The organism is Corynebacterium sp., assembly GCF_022712275.1.
In the GTDB taxonomy this organism is placed as follows: Bacteria; Actinomycetota; Actinomycetes; order Mycobacteriales; family Mycobacteriaceae; genus Corynebacterium.
The window spans coordinates 1-23,639 of the sequence record NZ_JALAGU010000042.1; the positions used below are offsets into that span (position 1 = coordinate 1).

The window sequence follows — 23,639 nt, forward strand, 5'->3', positions numbered from 1 at the left end:
CACCCAGACCCCCGAAGGCCCCGCCTTCGAAGGACGCCTCCTCGACCGTCCCGACGAGGACGTCGTCGACCAGGGTCCTGCCTTCGACATCCGCACCCTGATGACCCGCCGTACCGTCCTCGGTGTCGGCGCGGCCGGAGTCGGTGCCGTCGCCCTGGCGGCCTGCTCCGACAACTCGTCCTCCTCTGCCGCCACCACCTCGGCGTCCTCCTCCGCGTCCTCCTCTGCGTCCTCCTCCGCGTCCGTCACCGACCTGCCGGACGCCGAGATCCCCGACGAGACCGCCGGCCCCTACCCCGCCGACGGATCCAACGGCCCCGACGTCCTGGAGGAGTCCGGCATCGTGCGTGCCGACATCCGCTCCTCAATCGGCGCGGATGACCCGGTCGACGGCGTCCCGCTGGAATTCTCCATCACGGTGACCGACATGGCCAATGACGATGTCCCCTTCGAGAACGTCGCCGTCTACGCCTGGCACTGCAATGCCGAAGGGCTCTACTCCATGTACTCCGAGGGAGTCGAGGACGAGACCTGGCTGCGTGGCGTGCAGGTCGCCGACGCCGACGGCACCGTGTCCTTCACCTCGATCGTCCCTGCCTGCTACACCGGCCGGTGGCCGCACATCCACTTCGAGGTATACCCCTCGGTGGACGACATCACCGACTCGGAGAACGCGATCGCCACCTCGCAGATCGCGATTCCGGAAGACGTGTGCAACACAGTGTTCGCCCTCGACGCCTACGAGGGATCCAGTGAGAACCTCTCGCAGGTCACCCTCGAATCCGACAACGTCTTCGGCGATGACTCCGGTGTCAGCCAGCTGGCCACCATGAGCGGCGACGTCGACTCCGGCTACATCGCCTCGCTCACCGCCCGTGTCGACACCAGGACCGAGCCCACCGGAGGTGCCGCTCCCGAGGGCGGTCCCGGCGAGGGCGGCCCCGGTGGCGAAGGCGGCCCCGGTGGCGAAGGCGGTGTGCCTCCGGCCGGCGAGCCCCCGGCCGGTTCCCCCGGAGCCATCGCGTCCACCAACTGACCACCACACCACCTTTCACCCCCTGAGCTTTAGGAGCCCATCATGTTCGCCAATCTCACCGGCATGCACGCCGTCGTCATCCTCGTCATCGTCTTCCTCCTCTTCGGTGCAGCCAAGCTGCCCAGCCTGGCCAAGAGTGTCGGGCAGTCGGTCCGCATCCTCAAGAAGGAGGTCAACGAGGACGAGGCCGCCGAGACCACCGCAACCGCCGTGACCACCGCTGAGCCGGTCATCATCCCGGCCGCCGTGCCGACCACCGCCACCGCCACACCCGCCACCGCACAGGAGCAGCGGATCTCATGACCACCACGACCGCCACGACCACCACCGGACGCACCTCCCGGCGCGCCACCGGGCGGACTGCCGCAATGCCCCTGTCCGGGCACCTGCGGGAGGCGAAGAAGCGGATGTCCCGTGCAGCCCTCGCCTTCCTGGTCGCGGCGGTCGTCGCCTACCTCCTGTCCGACACGGTCCTGGACATCCTCCGGGCCCCGGTCACCGAGATCGCCGAGACCCGCAATGCGTCGATCAACTACGACAGCATCACCGGCGCCTTCGACCTGAAACTCAAGATCGCCCTGTACGGCGGTATCGCCCTGTCCAGTCCGGTCTGGCTCTACCAGCTGCTGGCCTACATCGCGCCGGGGCTGACCGGCAGGGAGAAGAAGTACACCTTCGGCTTCCTCGCCGGCGTCCTCCCCCTGTTCGCCGCCGGCGCCGCGGTCGGCGTGCTGATCTTCCCGCGGATGGTGGAACTGCTCACCAGTTTCGCCTCGAACGAGGACAGCACCCTGCTGCAGGCGTCCTACTACTTCGACTTCGTGCTCAAGCTGGTGCTCGCCGCCGGCGTGGCATTCACTCTCCCGGTGTTCCTCGTGGTGCTCAACATCATGGGTATCCTCCCGGCGCGGACCATCGCCCGCGGCTGGCGGGTCGCGGTGATCGGCATCGTGATCTTCAGCGCCCTGGTTACCCCGGCGGCAGACCTGCTGTCCATGTTCCTGCTGGTTGTACCGATGATCCTGCTGTATCTCATTGCACTGGGTATCGCCTGGATCCACGACCGAAGGAAAGACCGGCGGCTCGCCGCCGAACTGAAAGGAGTGATCTGAGATGCTCGGTCTCAGTCTCGAGAAACTGATCCTCATCGGCATCATCGCCGCCGTGGTCATCGGCCCGGAACGACTGCCCCGCTACGCCGTGAAACTCGGTGAACTCATCCGGAGCTTCCGGGACTTCACCGCCGCGTCGAAGGCGAAGGCGGAGTCCGAGCTCGGGATATCGATCAACACCGCCGAGTGGAACCGGCAGGTCCGGCAGTACGACCCGCGCACCATCGTGAAGGACGCCTGGACCGGAGATGTCACTCCGGCCGGTGCACCGGCACCGGAGGACGCGACCGTGGACGATCCTGCTGAGGGTCCGGACAAGGAACCGACCGAAGAACCTGCCGAGGAGCCCGCACCCGCCATGCGCGAACGCTGGGTCGTCGTCGGCGGAACCTCGGGCCACCCCATCCGCCGCAAGATCCTCGAGCCGTTCCCCGACGAGGAACCGGCGGAAGACTCCGCCACCGATCCCACCCCGTCAGAAAGTGTCGCACTCGACTCCGCTTCCGCGTGACGAATGCCCTTCAGTGCGGCACTTCCGCACCACCCCGACCACCCCCGTCCCCTCCCCGGACGGGGTGCTGTCATTTCTCACGGCCTGACGGTCTTTCCCGGGTTCTGCTGGATCTGCAGTCCGGTGATCCGGCCCTCCACCACCTCCAGCGTGATGATCCGCTCTATGTCGGAGTATGTCGGAGGACGCCGCGTGCACCACCGGGCCGCCCACCGCGTCCACCACGCACAGCTCGGGCATGCCGTACTTTGCGATGAGTCCGGCGAGGAAGCGGGTGACCCTCTCCTGCCCGTGGATCGGATTACGGGCGGCACGGGTGAGCCCACCGGAATCCGTCCACAGCACGCAGCCTTCGGAGAGCTGCTCCACCAGGACCTCAAGGTCACCGTTGTTCAGGGAGGACGCCAACCTGTCCAGCGTGGCGCGGTCGGCGGTCACCGGCAGATCTTCTTCCCCTCCCGACCCGAGGGACGCCCGGGCCCGCCGCAGCCGTTGCCGTGTCGCGGAGGCCGTGGCCCGACCACCTCGGCGAGCACGACGAGGTTCTGCGGGGACTCGTCAGACGCCGCCTTCTCCAACACCGTCTCAAGAAGCCACGGCCCTACATATGCCTCCCGTCGCTTCGCCGCGGTTGTCGCGACATCCAGTGCAAGACGGGAGACCACGGTGGTCAACCAGGCTGTAAGGTCCTCCGGCGACTGACCGTCGAGGCGCAGCCACGCCTCGGAGACCACGTCCTCGGCGTCCTGCCAGGACCCGGTCACCGTGTACGCGAGACCGAGCAGGCGGGGCCGTTCGGCGAGCCAGATGCGCTGGTGGTCACTCATTTCTCGGACAGTACGCTGATCCGGTTCCAGGTGTTGATCGCGGCGATCTGGCTGATCAGTGCGCCGGTGACTGTCTCCCCGAACTCGGCGAGCACGCGCCCCTGCAGATCCGCGTCATAGCCGTCGGCCAGCCGCGTACCCATGGTCGTGAACCCGAGAATGAGCGCGTCAGTCCCGGTGAAGCTGTCCGCACCGGGTTCCCGGTCCCGCACCGCATCGCACCAGGTCTGGTCGTGTCCGTGCTTGAGTGCCTCGTCGGTGTGCATGCCGATGCAGAAGCGGCAGTTGTTGAGGAAGGACGCCCGCAGCTGCACCAGTAGCCGCTGCTCCCGGTCCAGCCCGGAGCGGGCGGCGAGTTCGAGTGCGCCCGCGGCGGCATAGGTGCGTTTACGTGATCTGCTGAAGTCGAAGTAGGTCATGCCAGGATGACGACGCAGCACCCCACGCCGTGACAAACCGCTGGTGGTCGATGCGATCCTCGCCGACTAGCGTGGGGGCCATGTCTGCAGTCACCTACCGGACGGTCGATTCCCCTGTCGGCCCGCTGCTCCTGGCGTCCTCCTCGGACGGCCTGGTGCGCATCGCCTTCGCCTGCGAGGGTTTCGACGCCGTGCTCCACTCCCTGACCGGGCAGAGCATCACCGAGGGCACCTCCCCCGTCCTCGAGGACGCCGCCGCTCAACTGGACGAGTACTTCGCCGGCACCCGGCACGACTTCGACCTGCCGCTCTCCCTGCCGGGGCATTCTTTCCGCCGGACCGTCCAGCGCGCCCTGCGCGGCATCCCCTACGGCGAGACCCGTACCTACAAGGAGGTCGCCGGATCCGTCGGCAACCCGAACGCCGTCCGCGCGGTCGGTACGGCCTGTGCGACCAATCCGCTGCCGCTGGTCATCCCGTGCCACCGCGTGCTGCGCTCCGACGGCGGGATCGGCGGCTACCTCGGCGGTGCCGACGCCAAGAACCTGCTGCTGGAGCTGGAGCGTCCACTCTGACCGGGGATCCTGCAACGGGGCCGGCGACGACAGGTAACCTACTGTGAAGTAGATCCCACCCGTCCGACTGCGCATGAAAGACCTGACTTGAACCGACCAGAGCCGACGACGACCGCCATCCCCACCCAGTGGGTGGGGCCGCTGCGTATCAGTGGAAACGCTTTCACCAGCGGAGACGCCTACGAGGAGGTCGAGGTTCCGCTGGCGACCTTCGAGACCCCGTTGTGGCCCTCGGTCGGGCGGGGTGCCAGTATCTCGCGTGAACTGCCCGCCGGCATCACGACGACCGTGGTCGGCGAGTGCATGACCCGCTCGGTCCTCTTCGTCGCCGACAGTGGCGCCGTCGCCTTCGGGGCGTCCCGCGTCATCCTCGACCGCATCGGGGACCTGCGGGACGCCGTCGCGTCCACCACCAGCCACGGCCGCCTCGTGGACCTGCACACAGAGATCGTCGGCAACCTGCTCTACGTGCGCTTCGAACTCAATCCGGGCGACGCCTCCGGCCACAACATGGTCACCAAGGCCGCGGACGCCCTCATGGAGCGCATCCTGTCCTGGCATCTCGGCCTCGACTACGGTTCGGTCTCCGGCAACTTCTGCAGCGACAAGAAAGCCACCGCCGTCAACGGCATCCTCGGTCGTGGCAAGAACGTCATCGCCGAGATCTTCATGCCGCACGAGGTCGTCGAGCGCCGGCTGCGCACCACGGCGGCCGCGCTGGAGGACCTGGTCGTGCGCAAGAACCTCGTCGGTTCGACCATCGCCGGCGCGCTGCGCTCATCCAACGCCCACTACGCGAACATGCTGCTGGGCTTCTACCTGGCCACCGGGCAGGACGCTGCGAACATCGTCGAAGGTTCCCAGGGCATCACCTACGCCGAGGCGCGCGAGGACGGGCTCTACTTCTCCTGCACCCTCCCCAACATCATCGTCGGTACTGTCGGCAGCGGTAAGCACCTGCCCGATGTCACCGCCGCTCTCGAGCGCCTCGGCTGCCGCGAGGACCGTGAGATCGGCGCCAATTCACGGCGTCTGGCGTCCCTCATCGCCGCTGCCGTACTCTGCGGTGAACTGTCCCTGCTCGCCGCACAGACCAACCCCGGCGAGCTGATGTCCACCCACCTCTCCATGGAACGTTAGAAAGGCGAGAACCCATGACCTCAATCGGTATCCACGACCTGGAGATGGCCACCGGCCATCACGTCGTCGAACTCGCTGACCTCGCCGAGTTCTCCGGCGTCGCCCCCGGCAAGTACATCCTGGGGCTCGGCCAGTCCCAGATGAGTGTGCTCGCCGAGGACGAGGACATCGTCACCATGGGCGCGGCCGCGGCCCTCCCCCTGCTGGAGCGCAACGGCACCGACGGCATCCGCACCCTGCTGTTCGCCACCGAGAGCGGTGTCGACCAGTCGAAGGCCGCCGGTGTCGCCGCGCTGCGTCTGCTGGGACTGCCGAGCAACGTCCGCGTCGTAGAGATGAAGCAGGCCTGCTACGGTGGCACCGCCGCACTGCAGGCCGCTGTGGGTATCGTCGCCCGCAGTCCGCAGGAGCGCGTCCTCGTCATCACCAGTGACAACGCCCGCTACGAGCTGGACTCCCCCGGTGAGCCGACCCAGGGCGCCGGTGCGGTCGCCATGCTTGTGTCCGCCGACCCGGCCGTTCTGGAGATCGAGCAGGCCAACGGTATCTCCACCACCGACGTCGACGACTTCTGGCGTCCGAATGACTCGACCACCGCCGTCGTCGACGGTCACCTCTCGGTCGGTGCCTACCTCGACGCCCTCACCGGTGCGTGGAAGGATCTGGAGGCCAACGGCGGTCCCGCCATCGCCGACATCGACCGGATCCTGTACCACCAGCCGTACACGAAGATGGCCAAGAAGGCGCAGCAGCGGCTGCGCGAGGTCACCGGTGATGAGATCAGCACCGCGCTGAACCCGGGTGACGAGCCGGACGGCCGTGACACCGGCCTGGCCACCAGCTCGATCTACAACCGTCGGCTGGGCAACAGCTACACCGCCTCGATCTACTCCTGCCTCGCGTCCCTGCTCGACCACGACGATTCGCTGGAAGGACGCCGCGTCGGACTGTTCAGCTACGGTTCCGGCTGTGTGTCCGAGTTCTTCACCGGCATCGTGCAGCCGGGCTACCTGTCCCGCCGTAACCCGGCACGGGCGGAGAAGCTGCTGGACCAGCGCGTGCCGGTGAGCATCGCCGAGTACCGCGCCCTGCACGCCGCCCCGCACGGCACCAGCGAGGAGCAGGTCACCCCGAAGGTCACCGCCGGTCCGTTCCGCTTCGCCGGTGTGACCGACCAGGCCCGCCAGTACGAGGTGCGGTAGCTCCGCTACACCAGCTGCGGCCGGGCCCGCTCCTTGAGCCGGAAGTACACGCGGCTGCGCACGGTGGCGACCACATCGCCGGAACTGTCGGTGATGTCGGTGGTGAACCAGTGCAGGTACTTCTCCCCGTCCGCGGTCTTCTGGCGGATGAGGTCGAAGGTGGCGTCATCGGTGCGCATGTCCGCGGTGATCTTCCCGCGGCCGGGCTTAAGATAGGTGACATGGGACTCAGCGTCCCACACGTTGTAGTCCCCGCCGAGGCGCGTCAGCCCCATGAACAGGTAGAACCCGTCGGTCATGGTCTGGATCGTGCCACCGAAGGCGGAGCCGACGAGGTTCGCGTTGACCCGGCGCGGCCGGTGGGTGGTGACGACCCGCGAACCGTCCGTCGCGATGTACTTCATGCGGATGCCGGAGCCGACGTAGGGCGGGAAGAAGTTGAGGACGAACTTCAGCTGGCGGGGGGATGGTTTCAGCACAGAGATAATGGTATGCCGCCCGAGGACGCTCCGTGGATGGTTTCCTCAGTTCCGCGGAAAAATCCTTTCAGCCACGCCCGGCCTCCGCCAGCCGCGCCTCCAGCTCCGCAATCCGGGCGTCCCGCTCGGCGATGTCCTTCCGGTACAGGTCGATGCGCTCCTCAACCTCCTCCCGCGTCCACCGCGGGGTGATCTGCTTCGAGCAGTTCGCATCGGACGCCACAACGTCAACGACCACCGCACGCTCAATCACCGAGGTGATCCGGGAGTCCTTCAGGTCACGGAGCTGCTCGATGATCTCCGGATCCTCGGTGGTGTGCGCATGCCCGAAGACCTTCACCCGGGACCGCGTCGTGAAGTCCACGAAGAACAGACACACCCGGTCATCCCGGTCGAGGTTTCCGGCGGTGACGAACTGCCGGTTACCCGCGAAGTCCGGGAACATCAGCTGCGACCGCCCACCGACCGTCCGGACCTTCACGAACCCCGCCGGGCCACCCTTGTGCTGCACGTACGGCCAGCCGGTGCCGGTGACGGTGGACATCATGAACATCCGCGCCTGACGGATCAGCTTCGTGTCCCTCGGGTCGAGCTCCCTACCGGACGCCCCGGAGGTGTCCACCCGGTTGCCGACGCCCCGGGCGTCCTGCCTGGCCTTGACGAACCCGTCGAAGGCGATGTCCGCGTAACTCATCTCAGTTCCTTCCACTCACTGTCAGTACCGTAGCCGCCGTCAGAAGCCCCGCCGCAACAAGGAACGCCGGCCCGTACCCGTCCGAGGGCAGCACCGCCACGATCATCGGGCCGAGCAGCTGCCCCAGGGCGTAGACCAGGGTCAGACCGGCCGCCACCGCTCCGATCCCGAGACGGTGCGCCTGTGCCATCGTCATCTGGGTGATCCCCATGAATGTGGTCCCGAACAGGGCGGCGCCGACGTAGCCACCGGCCACTCCACCGACCATCACCGGGAACAGCGCCGCAAGAATCTGCAGCACGTACGCGCCCACCAGCGCCGGACGCAGCCCGACGCGGCGTCCCACCACCGCCCACAGCAGCGTCGACGGTGCAGCGGCCAGCCCTGCCACCACCCACACCCACGTCGCTTCGCGCGCACCGGTCGATTGCGCGACGAGGGCGACGAGATAGGTGCCGATGATGATGTAGCCGATGCCCTCCAGCAGGTAGCTCGCCGAGAGCAGACGGTGCCCCGGCACCCGGGGAGCGCGTCCTGCCCGGGGTGCGGCCGCCGGCACCGGGACATTCCATGCCACCGGGATCAGCAGAGCCGCTCCGGCCGCCGCGACCAGCCACAGCACCGGCCAGGACGCGGACGCTGCCAGCCCCACGGCCGCGCCCGACAACGCGATGCCTGCACCGACGCCGGCGAAGGCCAGGCCCGCGGACCCACCCCGCTGCTCCAGCGCCGGGATGCCGTGGGCGAGACAGACGAAGACCATGGCGGACGCCGACCCGGCCAGCAGCCGCAGCAGAATGAACCACGGCAGTACGTGGACCAGCGGCATCCCCACCAGCAGCAGCACCGTGGCGACCAGCCCGGCGCGCAGAACGGCCGCCGTCGTCCATTCCGGACGCCGCGTCAGCACTCCTGCGCCGACAAGGTAGCCCAGGTAATTCGCTGCGGCGATCCATGAGCCGTGGGTCGAAGGCATGGCCAGTGCCACGCCCATCACCGGAAGGATCGGGGTGTAGACGAACCGTCCGATGCCCATCGCCACAGCGAAGCCTGCGGTGTGTCCTGCGGTGGTGGTCACTGTCATTCCTCTGACGGTAGGACCCCTCGTGAACCACGTCCAATACCCGTGTGTCGTCGTGTTATACGTTGGACGCATGACACCTGAACTCCGGCACCTGCGCACCCTGGTCGCCGCCGCCGAGTACGGCACCCTCACGGAGGCCGCTGACGTCCTCCACATCAGCCAGCCGACGTTGACCCGCACCGTCCAGCAGCTCGAACGGATGGTGGGTGCCCGGCTGCTGGTGCGGTCGGCGCACGGCGTCACTCTCACGGATGACGGTAAACGCGCACTCGACCCGGCACGCGACATCCTGTCCCGGGTGGATGCCTTCACCTCCGTGGTCGGTACCCACCGCTCACTGCGTCTCGGTTTCGCCTGGCTGCTTCCACCGGACTGGTTCGCCGGATTCCGGGAGACCTGCGGAAACCTCGGATTCACGGTCACACCGGTACGTGTCGACGACCCGGTCGCCGCACTGGACGAGGCCGGCCCCACCCGGGTCGATCTCGCCCTGGTCCGCAACACCCACCGGCGGTTGTCCTCCTCGGTGACATCCAGGGTCATCGGTAGCGAGGACCGGTGCGCGGTCTTCCCCGCGGATTCCGAGCTGGCCCGTCAGTACGCCACGGGAGACCGGATCACCTGGGACGACCTGGCGACCGAGCCGCTGGTCACGAACCCGAACTCCGGGACCACGCATCCGGGCTCCTGGGAGCACGCCCCGGCTGACCGCACCGTCATCACCTGCGCGAACTTCGAGGAGTGGATCGAGCTGATCGCCTCCGGGGCCGGCATCGGAGCGGTGCCGGTACTTGCACGGGACCGCGCGCCACATCCCGGCGTGCTCTATGCGGATCTGCCGGAGGTCCCGCCGAGCGACATCGCCCTGGTCTGGCGGAAGGACACGGTGACGCCCGCGCTACGGGAGCTTCTGGAGACGCTGGTTCCCGGCTAACCCACCACCGCCATCCGCCGCACCGCCTCGACGACTGACGCCCGGCGCCGCGCGTCCTCGTCTACGTCACTTTCGTCCGCACCGGTCATCATCCTCGCGACCTGCGGCACCGTCGCCCACCATCCGGCCAGAGCCAGCACCAGGATCATGAGGTGGTCGGCGTCCAGGATCCTCGCCTTCGTCGCCTCGGCGCCCCACGCCATCGCGTCCTCCTGACTACAAGTCCAACTGATCCGTCGGACTCCCATCGGCAACCCTACGACACTCACCTCCAACCAATACGTCGGATATGAGGACGCATGCACCAGAGGACACAGTCACCGGCCACCCCGGGCATCATCGCATTGCTCGTCGCCACCGGACTCTGCACCCTCATGCAGCTCTACGCCGTAATCCCGCTGGTCGGTCCAGTGGCCGCCGACCTGGGCACCTGCTTCAGCCTCAGCTACGCCGCCGCCTCCGCACTGGCCCCCGAAGGCACCTGGCGCTGACTCTTCGCCGGTAGCGGCATCCTGCCCTGCCTCGCCGCGCTGCTGTGTCTCGCAGCGGTACTCGTCACCGGATTCCTGCGGCTGGATGGCGTACCCTCTGTGAAGTAACCCTCACCGAACCCCGTCGGAGGTACGGCCATGCCGAACATCGGAATCACCCACGCAGATTCAGGACTCGTCCAGACTCGCGTGGCACGCAGTGAACGCGTCACTCCCCACATGCAGCGGGTGACTTTCTCGGGCGAGGACCTCGACACGTTCGTCCCGCTCGGCTTCGACCAGTGGTTCCGGCTGGCCATCCCGGTCGGCGGCGGCGACCGTCTCGACAAGGTCCCCGCGAAGTTCAACTTCGGCACCCTGGTCAAGTTCATGGCGATGCCCAAGGGCTCCCGCCCGACCATCCGCAACTACACCGTCCGTGACTTCCGCCCAGCGTCCGAGGGCAGGGACGCCGAGATGGACGTGGACTTCGTCATCCACGGCGACTCCGGCGTCGCCGGCCCCTGGGCCGTGTCCGCCGAACCCGGCTCGCCCGTCGCCCTCGTCGACCAGGGCTGCGGCTGGAAGCCCGTCCCTGCCGCGCAGTCCCTCATCGTCACCGACGAGAGCGGGATGGCCGCCGCGCTCGGTATCCTCCGCGACCTGCCACGGGACGCCACCGGTCACGCCGTCATCGAGATATTCGACGAGCAGGACAGGCAGGACGGCGAGGCCCCCGAAGGCATGAGCGTGCACTGGCTCGTTCGGAAGCCCACGGACGACCCCGGCACCCTCGCCCTCCCCGCGCTGCAGGAACTGAACATCTCCGACGACCTCTACGCTTTCACCGTCGGCGAGTCCGCACTCATCAAGGGTGTGCGCCGGCATCTCGTCAACGACTGCGGCGTCCCGAAGGCGAACATCACCTTCAGCGGCTACTGGAAGATCGGCAAGTCGGCACCGAGCTGAGAACATGACCGCCTCCCTGATCGTCTACGACCTGGACGGTGTCATCACCACCCGGGACACGTACACCACTTTCACCGTCGGCGAACTGTGCCGCAGACCGTGGCGCCTGGTCCCGGCGATTCCGCTCGCCGTCCGGCGGTTCCTCAGTAGGGACGAGGAGGTCCGACGGATCCTGGGCGTCCGCATCGCGAGGATCGCCCACCGTGGATTCCACGACGCGGACTACTCCCACCATGTGGAGGATTTCGGCAGGCGGGTCGGCGGCAGCCGCACATGGATCCGTGAATCCGCCGTCGACCGGATCCGGCGGCAGAAGGCGCAGGGCGCGACCATCGTCATCGCCACCGCGACCGAGCGTCGGCTCGCGGCAAACCTGCTGGAGGCGGCCGGCGTCCCCTACGATCTGCTCTCCGCATCAGAGCTGTCGGAGACCCCGACGGGCATGGACGTCACCGACCACCGCCTCGGCGCGCGCAAGGTCGTGGCGCTCCACGAACTGGGCGTCGACATCGCCCACGCCGAGTTCGTGACCGACTCCTTCAGCGACCTCCCCACCGCCCGCGAGGCCGGGTCCGTGGTCCTCATCGGCGCGTCCGCCAGGACCCGGCGGCAGTTCGACAACCAAGGCGTGCGCTACTCCATAGAGTCCTGATCCCGCCTACCCTCGACCCCATGGCCACCGTCATCCTCGTCCGCCACGGACGCAGCACCGCAAACACCGCCGGCGTCCTCGCCGGCCGCACCCCCGGCGTCCTCCTCGACGGCACCGGCCTTGAACAGGCCCGACGCACCGCCGAACGCCTCGCCGCGATCCCGCTGACCACGATCGTCACCAGTCCGCTGGAACGCACCCGGCAGACCGCGGACGCCCTCCTCGCCCTGCAGGACGCCACCTCCCCCGCGACGCTCACCGTCGAGGACGATCTCACCGAGTGCGACTACGGCGACTGGCAGAACGGGAAACTCGCCGACCTCGCCAAGGAGCCGCTCTGGAAGACCGTCACCGACCGGCCGAGCGAGGCCGCCTTCCCCGGCGGCGAGTCACTGACCGACATGCAGGCCCGCGCCGTCACGGCGGTGAGAAAGCACGACGCACAGATCACCGACGCCCACGGCCCCCACGCCGTCTGGGCCGCCGTCAGCCACGGCGACATCATCAAGGCGGTCATCGCCGACGCCTACGGCATTCCCTTCGACAATTTCCAGCGCGTCCACGCCGACCCTGCGTCCGTCACCGTCATCAGCTACACCGCCGCCGGACCCCACGTACTCTGCGTCAACACCACAGCCGGGGACCTTTCCTGGCTGGCGAAAGCCGCACGACACGGAACACAGCAGGACGCCCCGCAGGTGGGCGGCGGCGCCGGGCACTAGGATCAGGTCATGTCCACCATCACACACGGATTCGACTGGCCCGACCGTTTCATCGTCGGCACCGTGGGACTGCCCGGTGACCGGACGTTCTACCTGCAGGCGAAGGACCACAACCGGACCTTCAGCGTCGCCCTGGAGAAGCAGCAGTCCGCCGCGCTCGCTGACGGGATCGACGAGCTGCTGAGCCAGCTGCGCGAACTCGAGGGCAACCCGGCCAGCGTCCCGGACGAGACAGACGCACTGCTCGTCGACAATGAGCCGCTGGACCTCCCCCTCGACGAGGAGTTCCGCGTCGGCGTCCTCACCCTCGGCTGGGACCCGACGACCACCCAGGTCGTCATCGAGGCCGCGCCCGCCCCGGAGATCGCGCCGGAGCAGTTGGAGGACATCACCTCCATCGAGGACATCGAACCCGAGCAGCTCTTCGTCGTCCGCATCCCCGTCGGCTCCGCCCTCGCCTTCGTCGAACGCACCCGGGCCGTCGTCGCCGCCGGTCGCGACCAGCAGTGATGGAACTGACCGGCCGGATCACCACCGCCTCCAACGCGACCTTCCTCGGCCACATCGGCACCGGGGATGACGCCACCGCCGTGGTCTACAAGCCGGTCCGCGGCGAGAAGCCGCTGTGGGACTTCCCCGACCGGACCCTCGCCCACCGTGAGGTCGCCGCCTACCTCGTCTCCGAGGCGACCGGCTGGAACATCGTACCGACCACCTGGCTCGGCGACGGGCAGTTCGGCACCGGCATGCTGCAGCTATGGCAGGACGCCGACCCAGGCCAGGACCCGGTCGACCTCGTCCCCGCCGGTGAGATCCCGCCGGGATTCCACCACGTCCTCGACGGCTACGACGCCGACGACGTCGCGGTCTCCGTCATTCACGAGGACTCCCCCGCCCTGCGCCGCATGGCGGTTTTCGATGTGCTGGTCAACAACGCCGACCGCAAGGGCGCCCACATCCTCCCCATGGCCGACGGTCACCGCTTCGGCGTGGACCACGGGGTGACCTTCCACACCGAGCCGCGACTGCGCACCGTGCTCTGGGGCTGGGTCGGCCAATCGCTCACCACCGAGGAACTCGACGGCGTCACGGCGGTCCGGGACGGGCTGGACGCCGACCTCGGCGAGGCACTGGCCGACCATCTCGCCCTCGCGGAGATCGAAGCCCTGCGCCGCCGCTGTGACGACCTGCTGGAGACCGGTGTCTTCCCCTGCCCGGCCGGCGACATGCCTGCCGTGCCCTGGCCGGTCTTCTGAGCCGGCTCAGGCCATGACCTTCGTCTTCTCGATAGCCTCATTCGTTGACCGGTTGTAGCCGTCCAGCAGCCCGCGCAGCCAGAGACCGAGGATCAGGAACGGCACGGCGAACAGCAGCAGGATACCGAGTTCGATCCACAGGTCACCCCGGTACATTCCGGCGATCGCCGCCCGCATCGCGTCGATCGCGTGGGTGGCGGGCAGCCACGGGCTGAGCGTCTGGAACCATCCGGGCAGCAGCGGCAGCGGGTACGCGCCGCCGCCACCGGACACCTGCAGCACCAGCAGCAGCACCGCCACCGCCTTACCGGCACTGCCCAACGACAGCACCAGGGTGTAGACGATGAGCTGGAACACCAGCGATGTCACCCAGCAGCACACCGTGAACAGGAACGGATGCGCGGCCCCGATCTGCACGAAGACGATCATGCCGAGGGCCACCAGGGTGGCCTGCGCCAGCCCGATCAGGGCGAAGAAGCCGAACCTTCCGAGGTAGGCCTGGGCACGGGTGTACGTCTCCCCCTCCCCGTCCACGCGAGGACGCACGAACACCGCGGTGAGCACCGCACCGACCCACAGCGCCAGAGTGACGTAGAGCGGAGCCATTCCCGCACCGAAACTGGCCACCGGATAGACCGCCTCACGGTCGACCGACACCGGGGCCGCCAGCTGCGCGGCCAGGGCCTCCGGGTCGTCACCGACGACCCGGGCCAGTTTCGAGAAGTCCCCGGTCCCGCCGGCGGTCGACAGCGCGTCCGCCATCTCCTCGAACTGGTCGGCGTGCTCCTCAAGCTTGTCGGCGACGGACACCGTCGCCGACCTCGCCCGGTCCAGCGTCTCCTGCAGTGATCCCGGTGAATCCCTGAAGGACGCAGTGACGCCCGCAAGGTCCTCCTTGACGGTGGCGATACTGTCGCCGAGGTCGTCGAGGGTGCTGCCGAGCTGCGTCATCTGCGGCTGCAGGTCCTGCCGGTAGGCCGACACCGCTCCGTCGACAGCGGTCGACGCCCGGTCCAGCGCATCCTGCACGCTCTGCCGGGACGCCTGTGCATCGGCGGTGCCGTCGGTGATGTCCTGCGCGGTCTGCGTGAGCCGGTCGTGCAGGTCGTCACTGCGGTCGATCGCCGCATCGAGCCCGGCCAGCGCCCGGTCGTACCCGGCCTGAGCCCCGGCCGGCAGCGCCGCACCGACGGTGTCGTCGAGGGTCGCACGGACCGCGCGGAAACCGTCGGTCTGCTGCTTGACCCGGGTGGCGAGGTCGGTGAACGTCGCCGCCGTACCGGTCCCGGCGTTCCCGGCGCTGTCGAAGAGGAAGTCCAGCTGGTCACCGACCGCGCTGTAGCTGTCGGCGGTCGAGGACAGTGCCTGTTCCAGCGACGCCGCGGCACTGCGCAGGGTCGAGTCCAGGCTGTCCGTGGCGTCCGCCCCACCGCCGAGATCGGAGCCGGTGTCGTCGAACTGGGCACCGGCGGCCCGGGCGATGTTCCCTGCGCCCTCGAGCAACGGGGCGGTGGAGTCCAGCATGCCGGTGAGGGAGCGCACGGTCTGCGCCCCGGCACGCAGCTCGACACCGATGTTCTCCACCCGCGCCTCGATCCGGTCGATCGCTGCCTTGGTGTCGTCCTCTTCGAGGTAGTTGTCCAGGGACGAGACCACACCCAGCCCGACACTGCCGATGATCTCGGCGAAGGTGTCGTTGATCTGGGTGATCACACCCTCTGCACCCTGCTCGGTGATCACCGTGGACAGCGCGTTCTTCTTCTCGTTGGTGTACAGCTCGAGCTGGGTCGGCTCGGTCCCGGCGGCGTAGAAGGTCAGCAGGGAGGTACTGAAGTCCTCCGGCAGGACGATCGAGGCGTAGTACTCACCCGATTTCGTCCCCTCTACCGCGTCATCGGTGTCGGTGATGACCCAGTCGATCTGGTCGTTGCGGCTGAGCTGCGACAGGACCTGGTCACCGAGGTTCAGCGACAGCGGCACCAGGTCGCTCTCATGACCTTCGTCGGCACTGGCGACGGCGATCTTCAGCTCATCGGTCCGGCCGAACGGATCCCAGTTCGCGAGTACATTGAACACAGCGAAGAGCATGGGGATGACCACCAGACCGAACAGCACGATGCCGGTCATGACGTTGCGTCCTGCGGCCTTCAGGTCGCCGCGGACGATCTCTGCGATCCTGCTCATGCCTTCTCCCCCTTGTCGGCGACGGCGAGCTGCAGCTCGTCCTCTGACATCTCGGCCACGTCATGCGCTCTCCGGTAGCTCTGCCGGATGTAGTCCAGCCCGGCGATGAAGCCGATGACGAGCAGGAACCACAGGCACAGCAGACCGAAGAACAGCGTCTTCTGGTCCGGGATCATCCTGGCCAGCACGCCGAGGACCACCACACCGAGGACACCGACGATCACCGACAGCCCCAGCCACAGGGCGTAGTTCTCCCGCAGTCGACGCCACCTCCGGTCTATCTCGTCGCGGAAGCCCTCCCGGTCGCGCAGCGCGCCCACCGTGTCGCTGAGCCTGTATCCGCTGCCGGTGATCTCCACCTTCTCGCTGATGATGAGACCACCCTCATCCAGCTGGTCGTTGACCTGCCGGTTGACGTTGGACAGCCAGCGTCTCGCCAGCATGCCGGCCACGAAGGCGACCAGCGCCATCAGGGCGAGGAGGCCCATCGCCCGCCACCAGTGGTCGCCGTAGAAGCCGCCGACGGTTTCGCGGAGCGCCGTGATGCCGTGGGTCAGCGGCAGGAACGGCGATATCGACTGGAAGAAGTCCGGCATCATCTCGATCGGGTACAAACCCGTCGCACCCGGGATCTGGATGAACGCCAGCGCCACGGCGATGCCGCGTCCGATGTGCCCCAGTGCCGAGACCAGGGCGTAGATGATGGTGAGGTACGCCAGTCCGGTGAGGACGCCGGTCCCGACGAACGCCAGCGGGTTGACGGTCTGCACCCCGAGGATCAGGTCGCCGACGGTGACGACCACCGACTGCGCCACCGACAGTGCGCCGAGCAGCATCAGCCGGCCACGGTAGGCCTGGCCGACGGTGAGCCGCCGCATGCCAGCCCGGTCCACTTCGGTGCGGAAGATGATCATCAGCATGAACGCGCCGATCCACAGCGACAGGTTCGTGAACAGGGACGCCATCCCGGACCCGTAGCTGCTGACCGGGTACACCGCGTGACTCTCCACCTCCGCCGGGGTCGACATGAACCGGCCGATACTGTCAGAATCAAGGTCGGTGACGCTGTGCAGCAGACTGCCGTCAGAGGCGATGTTCAGGGCGAGGATGTCGGTCTTCGCGGTACGCAGACCGCTCTCGATCCCGGAGAGGTTCCCGTCGAAGGAGTCGATGAGGCCGTCGACCCGGTCGAGTCCGTCATCGACCCCGTCGAGCAGGTCGGACGACTCCTGCAGCAGGGTACGAGTCGAATCCAGTGCACCGGAGAACCGGCCGGCGGTGGAGTTCACACTGTCGATCGCGGAGTTCAGGCCGGGCAGTGCATCCGACACCGAGGTCTGCAGTGCCCGCGCAGCGGCACGGGTGTCGTCGGTCGCCGTCCCGAAGGCGTCGGCCGCGGCGCTGACCGTGGACGCCGCGTCGGTCGCGTCAGTCCCCAGGGTGGTGAGACTGTCGACCAGTGCCCGGTCGGCGGTGCTGCGTTCCCGGAGGTCGTCCAGGGCGTCCTGCAGGGGCTGTGCGGCCCCCGGGGTGATCGCCGCACCGTCGAGCATGTTCTCGAGCTGACGGATGACCCGCTCGCTCTGTGCCAGCGCTCCTGAAGCATCGCGGCCGGCGCTACCGATCGCCGCCCCGGCCCGGTCGAGCTCACCGGTGACGGCGGCGACCGCGGCATCGGCGTCGGACGTGGCGTCCGTCAGTGCCCGGTTGATCCCCAGGTAGGAGTCCGTGGCGTCCCCGGTGAAGGTCGAGACCTGCTCCTGGACGTCGGACATGATGTCGCGCACCTGGTCCAGGGCGCTCACTGCCTCCCCGATCGCGGTGTCGACCGAGTCGAGGGTGTCCTGCGTGGCGGCGATGGTCGATCCCGCCCCGCCGAGGCTGTCCTGGATCCGGGTGAGGCTTCCCCGGGCCGCCGACATGGTCTGCGCGGTCTCGTCGAAGGCATCGGCCGTCCGGTCCTGCACGCCGGTGAGACTGTCCGCCAGGTCACCGCCGGCGGAGCTGAGTTCGGTGGTGACGGCCTCGGCGACCATCTTCTTGAACACCGAGTTCACGGTGGTGTCGAGCGTGGTCGCCCCCTGGTCGGTGATCTTCGGGGAGACCGCACTGTCCTTCTCGTTGACCTGGTAGAGCAGCGTCGGCTCCGAGTAGGTGCCCTGGAACATACTGAGGATGTCCGAGGTGAAGGTCTCCGGGACCGTGATCGAGGCGTAGACGTCCCCCTTACGCAGCGAGTCGTCTGCCTCGTCGGCATCCATGAACTGCCAGCCCAGCTGGTCATTCTCCTTGAGTTGGTCGACGACCTGGGCGCCCACGTCAAGCTCCCCGGTGAGGTCGGAGTCACCCCCCTTGTCCTCGTTGACCACGGCAACCTGAATGTTCCCCGTGTTGCCGTAGGGGTCCCAGAAGGCGGCGATGTTGACCCAGGAATACAGCGCCGGGGTGAAGAGCACCCCGATGACGATGACCCAGACCTTCGGAGTCCGCAGGAGACGACCGGCGTCCCGGGCGAAAACTGACCAACTTGCGTTCACAGGTGCTGACCGTATCATCACTGGGTCGGATGCAACGGTGTCACAGTCAGCGCGCTGATGCCCGTGTCCCCTCCCTCGGCGAAGGCCGATACCCCGGTGGACGCCACGTCCACGTCCCGGTACCCGTCGAGGGACACCGGCTGCTGCGACAGGCTGGTCCGGTCCCCGGTGTCGGTGCGCGTGACCTCCAGCGGCGGGGACATCCCCGAGCGCAACGGGTGTGCCGGGTCGAAGGGCGTGAGCAACGAGTACTACCGGTTGCTCATCCAGGCGGTCATGATGCGCCGGTCGTCAGGGCGTTGTCGTAGGACACGACGGCGTAGTAGTCCCGGCCGTAGTCGAGCCACTGCTCCCCCGTACCGTCCGGGGTGAAGGTCGTCCCGTCGAAGTCGCCGACCGCCCCGGGGTTGAGGTTCACGGTCATCACCCAGCGGGTGTTGTCCGGGTCGCCGTCCACCGGCGGTTCGGACAGGTCCGGACACTCCCACACCCCGCCGGTCGCGCCGATCGGCCCGACATCGGAGAGGTAGCCCCGAGAGGTAGCCCCAGTCCAGCAGGCCGTCCGAGCGGTACAGCACAGCACCCGGTGCTCCTCCGCCTCGACCACCGCCATGACCCGGTAGCCGTCACAGCGGAATACCTTGGGGTCGCGGAACTTACGGGATCCCCGGTCGAGCACCGGGTTCCCCGTACTTCTCCCAGGTGTAGCCGCCGTCGAGGGAGTCAGACCACGGACTGCGCCTGGATCAGCGGCGCGTCGGGATCCAGGACCGTGTTGTTACTGGTGTACAGCGCCACCAGCGGGAGATTCTCCGCGGTCCCCGGCCCGCAAGGCGTTCCCCTCGTCGACGACCACTGAGCCGGAGAAGATGTCCCCGGTGCTGAAGCCCACGCCGTTGGGGGTCTGCAGGATCGCCAGTGGCTGCTCGGTCCGGTTGACCAGGTCGGCCCTGGTGGCGTGCCCCCAGGAGATACTGGACCGGACCGGTCGGACTGTACTGGTCGTACATGTGCCAGGTACCGTCGACGTAGACCAGCCCGTTGGGGTCGTTGATCCAGTTATTCTCCGGCGTGTAGTGCGCCTCGGACGCCACGAGCCGGCGGTGACGGTGAGGGACGCGGTCGTTCCGGTCGCGACTACCGTCGCCGCAGTTCTTTTCATTCCGGAAAGCGTATCGACTTTCCGTGCTCTCAGTGCTCTCAGCGCTCTCAGTGCTCTCAGTGCTCTCAGTCGCCGATCAGCCCGATCAGCCCCTGGATGAGCAGTGTCGCCGCACCGGCGAACGCCAGCAGGGTCGCCAGTTTCCGCATGCCGTTGCTGGACATCCGGTCATTGAGCCGGTCCCCGAACCAGGCGCCGACGAAGATCGTGGCCAGCGCCACCACCCAGATCCACACCGGCAGCCCACCGACGTCGATTCCGCCGAGGACGATGAGCTTCACCACGAAGGACAGCAGGTTGGCGACGAGGATCACCGGGTGCAGGGTGGCGACGAAGTCCCGGTAGTCCCACCTCATGATCCGCGCGTAGATGGTGAAGGCGGGGGCCGCGATGCCGACGAGGGTGCTCATGAATCCGCCGGCGACGCCTGTGATGATCATCGCCGTCCGGGACTTCTCACTGACCCGCAGTTTCTCCGTGTTGAGCATCGACACACTCAGCGCCGCCATGACCAGCAGACCGACGGTGACGAGCAGCCACGGTCCGTCGATGGCGGTCACCACGAACGCCGCCGGCACCGACCCGACGACCAGTCCGCCGATAAGGAAGCGGAACCGGTGCCAGTCCGTCCGGGCGCGGACCGCCCAGGCATTGTTCGCCGCGTTGACCACCGAGAGTCCGTTGACGACCGTGACACCGGCGGCGGGCCCGAGCGTGACGGAGAGCACCGGTCCTGCGACGAGTCCGAGCCCCATCCCGGTGATGCGCTGGAGAATCGCGCCGATGAGAACGGCGACGAGCAGGACAAGGGCGACGATGATCACGAGGTCCTACGGTAGGCCTACCCTGTTCCGTTCCGGAAGCCGGGGGCGGCCTCACCACACCCCGAGATGCTCCATCAGGATCCGGGTACCGATGGCGATGAGCACCAGCCCACCGAGAATCTCCGCAGGACGCCGGAAACGCATCCCCGCCCGGTGTCCGATCAGGACGGCCATCGCCGAGAGCAGGAAGGTCATCGCGCCGATCACGGCCACCGCCTCGACGACGGAGACATGTGTCACCGCCAGTGAGACACCGACCGCCAGCGCGTCGATGCTCGTGGCGAGCCCCAGGACCGCGAGTCTACGCAGGTCGAGCCGATCCTTCGGCCCCTTGCTCGTCTCGTCGGGACCGAGTGCCTCGCGGATCATGTTCACCCCGAGCAGTACCAGCAGCACGAAGGCGATCCAGTGGTCCACCGGGGCCAGGAAGGTCGAGAACGAGGATGCCAGGGCCCAGCCGATGAGCGGCATGACGATCTGGAAGACCGCGAAGACAGAGCCGACAGTGACCACCATCCGCCCCGTGATCCTGGTCTTCCGGACCCCGATGGCGAGTGCGGCGGCGAAGGCATCCGCGGAAACGCCGATGCCGAGCATGATCAGGGAGAGTAGAGACACGCCGAAGAGCATGCCTGTCGATATACCTGTTAGTCCAGGGTGCTCTCAGAAGTTCAAACTATAGAAACCGGATGATCCGGTCGTCGTCAGGTCACCGCCACGATGACGCCCGCGGCGTAACATCCGATTGCGTTGCCGACTGCGGTGAGCAGGGCGATGTCCCGGCCGTGGCTCAGCGCCCGGCCGACGAGGAAGAGCACCGACGGTCCGGGGACGGCGATGAGGACCACGCACGCCACGACCAGCGCGCCGGGCTGGGTGATGCCAGTCATTCAGGCTCTTTTCCCTTCAACGCCGGATCCGCCACGGTGAGGAGCGAACCTGCCAGTCCCGGGGGGCACTATCCACGCGAGCGTGTGCACGCCGGCATCGGTGGTGGACTCCCCGAACACCGGTCCGATGATGCTGGACGCGATGGTCGCCCCGATCTGGATCGCCGTACGGGACAGCCCGGACGCCGACCCGGTCTGTCCCTTCGGAGCATTGTGGTAGACGACCTCCTGGTTACTCACCGAACCGAGGCCCTGGGTGATCCCGAAGACACCGACGAGCAGCAGCAGGTAGACTAGAGAACTCCCGGCGTCCACGAAGACCATGAGCAGGGCGCCGGGGCAGCAGCAGCACGGAGCCGGCGATCAGCGGTTTCCGCACCGAGGAACTCCGCGCGACGATCCAGGAGCACACCAGGGCGAAGGCCGTGGTGGACAGCTGGATGAGACCGGCGTGGTCGGCGGAGTAGCCCGCGGCGTCCTGCAGCCACTGGGTGAATCCGTAGACCATGAGGTACATGCCGGTGTAGGTGATGAGCATCCGCAGACAGGTCCTGGTCAGCGCGCCGTTACGCACCAGCATGCGCATGTCGATGTACGGGGATTCCACCCGGAGCTCTCCCATCCGACGAGGGCGCCGAGGGCGCCGACCATGACACAGAGGAGGCCGGCAACGTAGACCTTCTTCGGTCCGAAGATCTCGGCGACGCGTCTCAGCGCAGGTCGGGCTACGGCGCTGACGATGTAGAGCCCTGCGACGAGCCAGATCGCCGGCGCCGCCGAAACCCCGGTCGCCTAGGCGATGGGGACCAGCGCGATCGCGATCATGGTGGTGTTGATCGGATTCAGTGCGGGTCCCAGCAGCACCGGGGCTGCGAACCGTGGGCCGAAGCCGATGTCGGAGGGAGGGGCTTTCCCACGGCCTTGTATAACCCGCCTCACAGCAGTTGCCCTGCCACGTCCCGGGCAATAGTGGGAAGATCATTCCATGACCATGACTCCGCCAGAGCCTCGGACATGGAAGGGTGCCCGGTGAACCGCGTGACCGATGCCGCGGACGCGGCTGTCCTCGGCCTGTGGCACCGCTCCGACCAGGTGAGCCGCCGGCACAGTTGGCGCAGCATCGTCGGCGGACCCCTGCTGCTCCTCCTCGGCATCCTCCTTGTCACCGCCGCATTCCTGGTGCCGGAACCCTGGTGGCTTGTCCTGCCACTGCTCGGACTGCCGGCCCTGTACATCCTGGTCGCCGGAATGCTACGGACCTATGCGGAGCTGTTCCGCCTGCGGATTGGCCCGTTGATCATGCACCGTTTCGACGAGGGGTTCGTGGCAGAGCGTCCCCGCGGCCCGTTGCGTGCCGTCGCCTTCACCGAGCTGAAGGACGCCAGACTGATCGACCACCACGGGGCGGACGGCGCCATGGTGCTCCTCCTCATGGTCCACTGGGACGGCACCGCCTGGGCCTGCCTCGCCCCCGCCCCCGCCGAAGCGCTGGTCGAGATGGGTCGTGCGGCCGAGGCCCGTCGCGAGAACCTCCCGCTCTACGAAGTCGAAGAAATCCTGCGGAGGACACCACCGTGGACCGGGCGGAGGATGCCGTGGTGATGGTGCCGATGCGTCCCACTGCGGCCAGGACGGCAGGATTATCGCCCCACAATATAATCGAACACGTGCATGTTTTCGGTGTCGCATGTACCATAGGAAGCGAGACACTCTCCACCCACACCACCACCGGAGACACCATGCACCGCCACACCTTCGTCCACCGACGACCCACACACATGATCGACCTACTGGACAACCTCCTCACCCCGTCTCCACCACCACCGTCCTGGTCGATTGTCACCAACCCCCACCCCGCCGCGACAGCAAAACTACGCATCAACCGCCACCAACACGACCAAGCCGCCCCCAGCACCCCCGCCCCCGCCGACAACGTCTACCGCCCCCCCGACCACCTCGC

General features: G+C 67.6%; 30 protein-coding genes and 2 pseudogenes. 17 read left to right on the forward strand and 15 right to left on the reverse strand.

The annotated features are described in order from the left end of the window. The 4 genes from Q0A27_RS09710 to Q0A27_RS09725 form a co-directional block, all read left to right on the forward strand. Nucleotides 1–1,036: intradiol ring-cleavage dioxygenase (locus tag Q0A27_RS09710; RefSeq protein WP_291474977.1), on the forward strand; the 1,036-nt coding region annotated here is incomplete at its 5' end. A 42-nt stretch (nt 1,037–1,078) separates the two neighbouring features. After that, the gene (gene tatA / locus Q0A27_RS09715; protein ID WP_291474978.1) at nt 1,079–1,339 is read left to right on the forward strand and encodes a twin-arginine translocase TatA/TatE family subunit; all 261 of its coding nucleotides are present in this window, start codon (nt 1,079–1,081) and stop codon (nt 1,337–1,339) included. Further along, nucleotides 1,336–2,148 (forward strand): twin-arginine translocase subunit TatC, encoded by an 813-nt coding sequence (tatC, locus tag Q0A27_RS09720; RefSeq protein WP_291474980.1) that lies wholly within the window; start codon nt 1,336–1,338, stop codon nt 2,146–2,148. The genes tatA and tatC overlap by 4 nt, the downstream gene beginning before the upstream one ends. A 1-nt stretch (nt 2,149) precedes the next feature. After that, nucleotides 2,150–2,659: a twin-arginine translocase TatA/TatE family subunit gene (locus tag Q0A27_RS09725; protein ID WP_291474982.1), complete on the forward strand. Its 510-nt coding sequence runs from the start codon at nt 2,150–2,152 to the stop codon at nt 2,657–2,659. Here the strand turns inward: Q0A27_RS09725 and Q0A27_RS09730 are convergent. The 3 genes from Q0A27_RS09730 to Q0A27_RS09740 are packed head-to-tail and all read right to left on the reverse strand — an operon-like array spanning nt 2,624 to nt 3,905. Then, nucleotides 2,624–3,097: a hypothetical protein gene (locus tag Q0A27_RS09730; protein WP_291474984.1), complete on the reverse strand. Its 474-nt coding sequence runs from the start codon at nt 3,095–3,097 to the stop codon at nt 2,624–2,626. The two genes, Q0A27_RS09725 and Q0A27_RS09730, sit on opposite strands and share 36 nt — an antisense overlap. Then, complete coding sequence (locus Q0A27_RS09735; protein WP_291474986.1) at nt 3,094–3,486, reverse strand: sigma factor; 393 nt, start codon at nt 3,484–3,486, stop codon at nt 3,094–3,096. The genes Q0A27_RS09730 and Q0A27_RS09735 overlap by 4 nt, the downstream gene beginning before the upstream one ends. Further along, entirely contained in the window at nt 3,483–3,905 is a 423-nt protein-coding gene (locus Q0A27_RS09740; protein ID WP_291474988.1) for a carboxymuconolactone decarboxylase family protein, read from the reverse strand. The genes Q0A27_RS09735 and Q0A27_RS09740 overlap by 4 nt, the downstream gene beginning before the upstream one ends. 80 nt (nt 3,906–3,985) lie before the next feature. Here Q0A27_RS09740 and Q0A27_RS09745 point away from each other — a divergent pair, with 80 nt between their 5' ends. The 3 genes from Q0A27_RS09745 to Q0A27_RS09755 all read left to right on the forward strand — a co-directional run bounded on the left by Q0A27_RS09745 (nt 3,986) and on the right by Q0A27_RS09755 (nt 6,822). Next, the gene (locus Q0A27_RS09745; protein ID WP_291474990.1) at nt 3,986–4,480 is read left to right on the forward strand and encodes a methylated-DNA--[protein]-cysteine S-methyltransferase; all 495 of its coding nucleotides are present in this window, start codon (nt 3,986–3,988) and stop codon (nt 4,478–4,480) included. 87 nt (nt 4,481–4,567) lie between these two features. Further along, the gene (locus Q0A27_RS09750) at nt 4,568–5,620 is read left to right on the forward strand and encodes a hydroxymethylglutaryl-CoA reductase (protein WP_291474991.1); all 1,053 of its coding nucleotides are present in this window, start codon (nt 4,568–4,570) and stop codon (nt 5,618–5,620) included. A 14-nt stretch (nt 5,621–5,634) separates the two neighbouring features. After that, nucleotides 5,635–6,822, forward strand: coding sequence for a hydroxymethylglutaryl-CoA synthase (locus Q0A27_RS09755; RefSeq protein WP_291474993.1), 1,188 nt, complete (start codon nt 5,635–5,637; stop codon nt 6,820–6,822). 5 nt (nt 6,823–6,827) lie between these two features. Here Q0A27_RS09755 and Q0A27_RS09760 read toward each other — a convergent pair whose 3' ends face one another. From Q0A27_RS09760 to Q0A27_RS09770, 3 genes are all read right to left on the reverse strand, one after another. Next, a complete protein-coding gene (locus tag Q0A27_RS09760) occupies nt 6,828–7,301 on the reverse strand; it encodes a DUF4442 domain-containing protein (protein WP_291474995.1) in 474 nt (157 codons plus the stop codon). A 67-nt stretch (nt 7,302–7,368) separates the two neighbouring features. Beyond that, nucleotides 7,369–7,995, reverse strand: a complete 627-nt coding sequence (locus Q0A27_RS09765; protein ID WP_291474996.1) for a pyridoxamine 5'-phosphate oxidase family protein — start codon at nt 7,993–7,995, stop codon at nt 7,369–7,371. Nucleotide 7,996: 1 nt separating this feature from the next. After that, complete coding sequence (locus Q0A27_RS09770) at nt 7,997–9,079, reverse strand: YbfB/YjiJ family MFS transporter (protein ID WP_291474997.1); 1,083 nt, start codon at nt 9,077–9,079, stop codon at nt 7,997–7,999. Between the two features lie 70 nt (nt 9,080–9,149). On the opposite strand from Q0A27_RS09770, the gene Q0A27_RS09775 reads away from it, so the two are divergent. After that, entirely contained in the window at nt 9,150–10,013 is an 864-nt protein-coding gene (locus Q0A27_RS09775; RefSeq protein WP_291474998.1) for a LysR family transcriptional regulator, read from the forward strand. On the opposite strand, the gene Q0A27_RS09780 is transcribed toward Q0A27_RS09775, so the two are convergent. Then, nucleotides 10,010–10,216: a hypothetical protein gene (locus tag Q0A27_RS09780; RefSeq protein WP_291474999.1), complete on the reverse strand. Its 207-nt coding sequence runs from the start codon at nt 10,214–10,216 to the stop codon at nt 10,010–10,012. The two genes, Q0A27_RS09775 and Q0A27_RS09780, sit on opposite strands and share 4 nt — an antisense overlap. A 96-nt stretch (nt 10,217–10,312) precedes the next feature. Between Q0A27_RS09780 and Q0A27_RS09785 the strand changes: the two genes are divergently transcribed. The 6 genes from Q0A27_RS09785 (at nt 10,313) to Q0A27_RS09810 (ending at nt 14,082) form a co-directional block, all read left to right on the forward strand. Further along, nucleotides 10,313–10,504: a hypothetical protein gene (locus tag Q0A27_RS09785; protein ID WP_291475000.1), complete on the forward strand. Its 192-nt coding sequence runs from the start codon at nt 10,313–10,315 to the stop codon at nt 10,502–10,504. Nucleotides 10,505–10,693: 189 nt separating this feature from the next. Continuing rightward, nucleotides 10,694–11,452: a siderophore-interacting protein gene (locus Q0A27_RS09790; protein WP_291475001.1), complete on the forward strand. Its 759-nt coding sequence runs from the start codon at nt 10,694–10,696 to the stop codon at nt 11,450–11,452. A gap of 4 nt (nt 11,453–11,456) precedes the next feature. Further along, entirely contained in the window at nt 11,457–12,104 is a 648-nt protein-coding gene (locus tag Q0A27_RS09795; RefSeq protein ID WP_291475003.1) for a haloacid dehalogenase-like hydrolase, read from the forward strand. 20 nt (nt 12,105–12,124) lie between these two features. Then, nucleotides 12,125–12,826 carry an MSMEG_4193 family putative phosphomutase gene (locus Q0A27_RS09800; RefSeq protein ID WP_291475005.1) on the forward strand — a complete coding sequence of 234 codons (702 nt, stop codon included), beginning with the start codon at nt 12,125–12,127 and terminating at the stop codon, nt 12,824–12,826. Nucleotides 12,827–12,835: 9 nt separating this feature from the next. Continuing rightward, nucleotides 12,836–13,336: a DUF3090 family protein gene (locus Q0A27_RS09805; RefSeq protein ID WP_291475007.1), complete on the forward strand. Its 501-nt coding sequence runs from the start codon at nt 12,836–12,838 to the stop codon at nt 13,334–13,336. Beyond that, the gene (locus tag Q0A27_RS09810; protein WP_291475009.1) at nt 13,336–14,082 is read left to right on the forward strand and encodes an SCO1664 family protein; all 747 of its coding nucleotides are present in this window, start codon (nt 13,336–13,338) and stop codon (nt 14,080–14,082) included. Before Q0A27_RS09805 ends, Q0A27_RS09810 begins: the two co-directional genes overlap by 1 nt. A gap of 6 nt (nt 14,083–14,088) precedes the next feature. Here the strand turns inward: Q0A27_RS09810 and Q0A27_RS09815 are convergent, their stop codons facing one another. The 7 genes and pseudogenes from Q0A27_RS09815 to Q0A27_RS09845 form a co-directional block, all read right to left on the reverse strand. Continuing rightward, nucleotides 14,089–16,266 (reverse strand): YhgE/Pip domain-containing protein, encoded by a 2,178-nt coding sequence (locus tag Q0A27_RS09815; RefSeq protein WP_291475011.1) that lies wholly within the window; start codon nt 16,264–16,266, stop codon nt 14,089–14,091. Then, nucleotides 16,263–18,803: a YhgE/Pip domain-containing protein gene (locus Q0A27_RS09820; protein WP_291475012.1), complete on the reverse strand. Its 2,541-nt coding sequence runs from the start codon at nt 18,801–18,803 to the stop codon at nt 16,263–16,265. Before Q0A27_RS09820 ends, Q0A27_RS09815 begins: the two co-directional genes overlap by 4 nt. A gap of 17 nt (nt 18,804–18,820) precedes the next feature. After that, nucleotides 18,821–19,048 (reverse strand): hypothetical protein, encoded by a 228-nt coding sequence (locus Q0A27_RS09825; RefSeq protein ID WP_291475013.1) that lies wholly within the window; start codon nt 19,046–19,048, stop codon nt 18,821–18,823. A 29-nt stretch (nt 19,049–19,077) separates the two neighbouring features. Next, nucleotides 19,078–19,897: pseudogene (locus Q0A27_RS09830) on the reverse strand (glycoside hydrolase family 32 protein). Between the two features lie 133 nt (nt 19,898–20,030). Beyond that, nucleotides 20,031–20,789, reverse strand: a complete 759-nt coding sequence (locus tag Q0A27_RS09835; RefSeq protein WP_291475014.1) for a sulfite exporter TauE/SafE family protein — start codon at nt 20,787–20,789, stop codon at nt 20,031–20,033. A 51-nt stretch (nt 20,790–20,840) separates the two neighbouring features. After that, entirely contained in the window at nt 20,841–21,407 is a 567-nt protein-coding gene (locus Q0A27_RS09840; RefSeq protein WP_291475016.1) for a manganese efflux pump MntP family protein, read from the reverse strand. An 86-nt stretch (nt 21,408–21,493) separates the two neighbouring features. Then, nucleotides 21,494–21,679 (reverse strand): hypothetical protein, encoded by a 186-nt coding sequence (locus Q0A27_RS09845; RefSeq protein ID WP_291475018.1) that lies wholly within the window; start codon nt 21,677–21,679, stop codon nt 21,494–21,496. Between the two features lie 82 nt (nt 21,680–21,761). On the opposite strand from Q0A27_RS09845, the gene Q0A27_RS09850 reads away from it, so the two are divergent. Then, nucleotides 21,762–21,899: a hypothetical protein gene (locus Q0A27_RS09850; RefSeq protein WP_291475020.1), complete on the forward strand. Its 138-nt coding sequence runs from the start codon at nt 21,762–21,764 to the stop codon at nt 21,897–21,899. A 12-nt stretch (nt 21,900–21,911) separates the two neighbouring features. Here the strand turns inward: Q0A27_RS09850 and Q0A27_RS09855 are convergent, their stop codons facing one another. After that, nucleotides 21,912–22,286, reverse strand: coding sequence for a hypothetical protein (locus tag Q0A27_RS09855; RefSeq protein WP_291475022.1), 375 nt, complete (start codon nt 22,284–22,286; stop codon nt 21,912–21,914). Between the two features lie 422 nt (nt 22,287–22,708). Between Q0A27_RS09855 and Q0A27_RS09860 the strand changes: the two genes are divergently transcribed. After that, nucleotides 22,709–23,281, forward strand: a complete 573-nt coding sequence (locus Q0A27_RS09860; protein WP_291475024.1) for a hypothetical protein — start codon at nt 22,709–22,711, stop codon at nt 23,279–23,281. Between the two features lie 176 nt (nt 23,282–23,457). Next, nucleotides 23,458–23,639 (forward strand): annotated as a pseudogene (locus Q0A27_RS09865) (hypothetical protein); the annotation flags it as partial.

What these genes read in the sequence shown, in the direction of transcription:
- Q0A27_RS09740 (WP_291474988.1), bottom strand. Translation starts at nt 3,905, where the DNA reads ATGACCTACTTCGACTTCAGCAGATCACGTAAACGCACCTATGCCGCC.
- Q0A27_RS09805 (WP_291475007.1), top strand. Translation starts at nt 12,836, where the DNA reads ATGTCCACCATCACACACGGATTCGACTGGCCCGACCGTTTCATCGTC.
- Q0A27_RS09765 (WP_291474996.1), bottom strand. Translation starts at nt 7,995, where the DNA reads ATGAGTTACGCGGACATCGCCTTCGACGGGTTCGTCAAGGCCAGGCAG.
- Q0A27_RS09775 (WP_291474998.1), top strand. Translation starts at nt 9,150, where the DNA reads ATGACACCTGAACTCCGGCACCTGCGCACCCTGGTCGCCGCCGCCGAG.
- Q0A27_RS09735 (WP_291474986.1), bottom strand. Translation starts at nt 3,486, where the DNA reads ATGAGTGACCACCAGCGCATCTGGCTCGCCGAACGGCCCCGCCTGCTC.
- Q0A27_RS09815 (WP_291475011.1), bottom strand. Translation starts at nt 16,266, where the DNA reads ATGAGCAGGATCGCAGAGATCGTCCGCGGCGACCTGAAGGCCGCAGGA.
- tatA (WP_291474978.1), top strand. Translation starts at nt 1,079, where the DNA reads ATGTTCGCCAATCTCACCGGCATGCACGCCGTCGTCATCCTCGTCATC.
- Q0A27_RS09725 (WP_291474982.1), top strand. Translation starts at nt 2,150, where the DNA reads ATGCTCGGTCTCAGTCTCGAGAAACTGATCCTCATCGGCATCATCGCC.
- Q0A27_RS09785 (WP_291475000.1), top strand. Translation starts at nt 10,313, where the DNA reads ATGCACCAGAGGACACAGTCACCGGCCACCCCGGGCATCATCGCATTG.
- Q0A27_RS09810 (WP_291475009.1), top strand. Translation starts at nt 13,336, where the DNA reads ATGGAACTGACCGGCCGGATCACCACCGCCTCCAACGCGACCTTCCTC.
- tatC (WP_291474980.1), top strand. Translation starts at nt 1,336, where the DNA reads ATGACCACCACGACCGCCACGACCACCACCGGACGCACCTCCCGGCGC.
- Q0A27_RS09755 (WP_291474993.1), top strand. Translation starts at nt 5,635, where the DNA reads ATGACCTCAATCGGTATCCACGACCTGGAGATGGCCACCGGCCATCAC.
- Q0A27_RS09800 (WP_291475005.1), top strand. Translation starts at nt 12,125, where the DNA reads ATGGCCACCGTCATCCTCGTCCGCCACGGACGCAGCACCGCAAACACC.
- Q0A27_RS09745 (WP_291474990.1), top strand. Translation starts at nt 3,986, where the DNA reads ATGTCTGCAGTCACCTACCGGACGGTCGATTCCCCTGTCGGCCCGCTG.
- Q0A27_RS09845 (WP_291475018.1), bottom strand. Translation starts at nt 21,679, where the DNA reads ATGACTGGCATCACCCAGCCCGGCGCGCTGGTCGTGGCGTGCGTGGTC.
- Q0A27_RS09780 (WP_291474999.1), bottom strand. Translation starts at nt 10,216, where the DNA reads ATGGCGTGGGGCGCCGAGGCGACGAAGGCGAGGATCCTGGACGCCGAC.
- Q0A27_RS09795 (WP_291475003.1), top strand. Translation starts at nt 11,457, where the DNA reads ATGACCGCCTCCCTGATCGTCTACGACCTGGACGGTGTCATCACCACC.
- Q0A27_RS09770 (WP_291474997.1), bottom strand. Translation starts at nt 9,079, where the DNA reads ATGACAGTGACCACCACCGCAGGACACACCGCAGGCTTCGCTGTGGCG.